The organism is Streptomyces zagrosensis (assembly GCF_014203645.1).
Taxonomy (GTDB): Bacteria; Actinomycetota; Actinomycetes; order Streptomycetales; family Streptomycetaceae; genus Streptomyces; species Streptomyces zagrosensis.
The window spans coordinates 1-2,127 of record NZ_JACHJL010000059.1 but is presented as its reverse complement, the minus strand read 5'-3'; the positions used below and the strand labels follow the sequence as shown (position 1 = coordinate 2,127).

General features: G+C 66.1%; 3 protein-coding genes. 1 reads left to right on the top strand and 2 read right to left on the bottom strand.

The window, feature by feature from the left end; genetic code table 11:
- Window positions 1–162: 162 nt before the first annotated feature.
- Together FHS42_RS35995 and tnpA are read right to left on the bottom strand one after the other, a co-directional pair.
- On the bottom strand, window positions 163–1,098 hold the full coding sequence (locus tag FHS42_RS35995; protein WP_184580574.1) for an RNA polymerase sigma-70 factor: 936 nt from the start codon (window positions 1,096–1,098) through the stop codon (window positions 163–165).
- A 250-nt stretch (window positions 1,099–1,348) separates the two neighbouring features.
- The gene (tnpA, locus tag FHS42_RS35990) at window positions 1,349–1,786 is read right to left on the bottom strand and encodes an IS200/IS605 family transposase (RefSeq protein WP_184580572.1); all 438 of its coding nucleotides are present in this window, start codon (window positions 1,784–1,786) and stop codon (window positions 1,349–1,351) included.
- Between the two features lie 49 nt (window positions 1,787–1,835).
- Between tnpA and FHS42_RS35985 the strand changes: the two genes are divergently transcribed.
- Window positions 1,836–2,127, top strand: a 292-nt coding sequence (locus tag FHS42_RS35985; protein ID WP_184580569.1) for a helix-turn-helix domain-containing protein, incomplete at its 3' end; no start/stop codon positions are given.

Sequence of the window (2,127 nt, the reverse complement as noted above, 5' to 3'; positions counted from 1 at the left end):
CGAGCGTTCTGTGGGCGCTGCTGCGTGACGGACGGATCTTCACCTCCGCCCCACCAGTCACGCAGGCAGCTTGACTTCGTCATTGAGACTCCTGGGTTTGCTGCTTGCCCATAAAGACACCGCCGGGCCCGCGAATGTGACACCACCATGGTTTGGGCGCCGTCAGTTCCCTCGACCCAGCTGGAGGCGGCGAGTCTGGTTCACCTCGCGGATGACGGCCCAGGCGTCCGCCACCGGGCCCACGTGCCCGAGCTTGTCGGGGTTGATCACCGAGCGGATCGTCTGAATGCGTCCGTCGAGTACGTCGAGCGCAAAGGTGTTGAAAACCTTGCCGTCCCGATCGCGGGTGACCGCGCCCGGCTGGCCGTTCACCTCGTGCGGCTCCAGCGTTCCCCCGATGCGGACGAACCAGGGGAAGGCCGCGATCAGCACCCGGGCCACCCGGTCGGCGCCGATGATGCCCTTACCCCAACGCGGTGCCTTGCCACCGCTGTCCCCGGCCAGTTGCACGTCCGTGGCGAGCAGTTGGCGCACGCCCTCGACGTCGCCTTCCCGGAGTGCGTCGAAGAAGCGCGCCGCCAACTGGTCCCGTTCCTTGCGGTCCGCCTCGAACCGCGGGCGCCCGTCATCCATGTGGCGGCGCGCCCGCACCACGAGTTGGCGGCACGCCGCCTCCGAGCGCCCCACGGTCGAGGCGACCTCCGCAAAGTCGAACCCGAACACCTCCCGTAGCACGAAGGCCGCCCGCTCCAGCGGGGTCAACCGCTCCAGCAGGAGCAGCGCCGCCATCGACAACGACTCGGCCAACTCTGCCGAGCGCTCGGGGTCCTTGTAGGGGTCGGTCAGCAGCGGCTCGGGGAACCATGGCCCGATGTACTCCTCCCGCCGGATGCGGGCCGACCGCAGGACGTCGATCGAGATCCGGGTCACCACGGTCGAAAGAAACGCCTTGGTGGACCTGGGTTGTGTCGGGGAGGACGCCAAACGCAGCCAGGACTCCTGGACCGCGTCCTCTGCCTCGCTGACGCTGCCGAGGATGCGGTAGGCGATCCCGAACAGCAGAGGGCGTAGCTCCTCGAACTCCGCGATCTGGGTCATCCGAGGCTCTCCCGACAACCCCGCCGCCACGACGGACAACGCCGCCACGACGGATAACGCAGCCACGACGGGTAACGCAGCCACGCGCTGGCCGCGGCCGACGCATGGGCCACGCTGTTGCACACGCCCCTCGCCTGGTGCTCCATCCCTTGATCTTCGCAGGGAATTCCGGCCTTTAGGCCGGGTGGAAATGCGATCCTTGGTCTGGAGGCGCGTAGCGCCGGAGATCTCTGCGTCTTCGGGGTGACGGTCACGCCGGTCGCTTCTGGTTTTCGATGTAGTTCTTGACGATGCTCAGTGGTGCGCCGCCGCATGACGCGGCGAAGTAGGACGGGGACCAGAACACCGAGCCCGTGCCAATCCGGTTGATCCGGTTGATCCGGCCGGTGTACTCCGCCCGCAGGTACCGGGAGCTAACGCCCTTAAGGGAGTTGACGAGTTTGGACAGGGCGACTTTCGGCGGGTAGTGCACGAGCAGATGCACGTGGTCGCCTTCGCCGTTGAACTCTCGCAGCTGCGCGTCGAAGCTCTCACACACGTCCCGCATGATCGCTTCGCAGCGCGTCAGCATGTCCTCGTTGAAGACCTCCCGCCGGTACTTCGTGACAAACACCAAGTGTGCGTGGAGGTTGAAAATTACATGGTTGCCGCGTCTGATGTCGGGGTCTGGTTCCCAGCGTGGTGACATGCGCCAAGCGTAGTAGGATCGAGCGACCACACCGGAGGGGGTGGGCTGGATGATCCGTGCGTACAAGTTCCTCCTGCGGCCCACTGTCCGCCAGGAGCAGGCGCTCGGCGAAATGCTGCGCGATCACTGCTCCCTGTACAACGGGGCGTTGCAAGAACGACGCGACGCCTGGCGGCACGTGTCAAAGACCAGCATCAAGTACGGGATGCAGTCCGCGCAGCTCAAGGAGATCCGGACGTTCGACCCGGAGCGTCAGGGCCGCTGGTCGTTCAGTTCGCAGCAGGCCACCTTGCGCCGTCTGGACAAAGCGTTCGCCGCGTTCTTCCGCCGGGCTAGGTCCG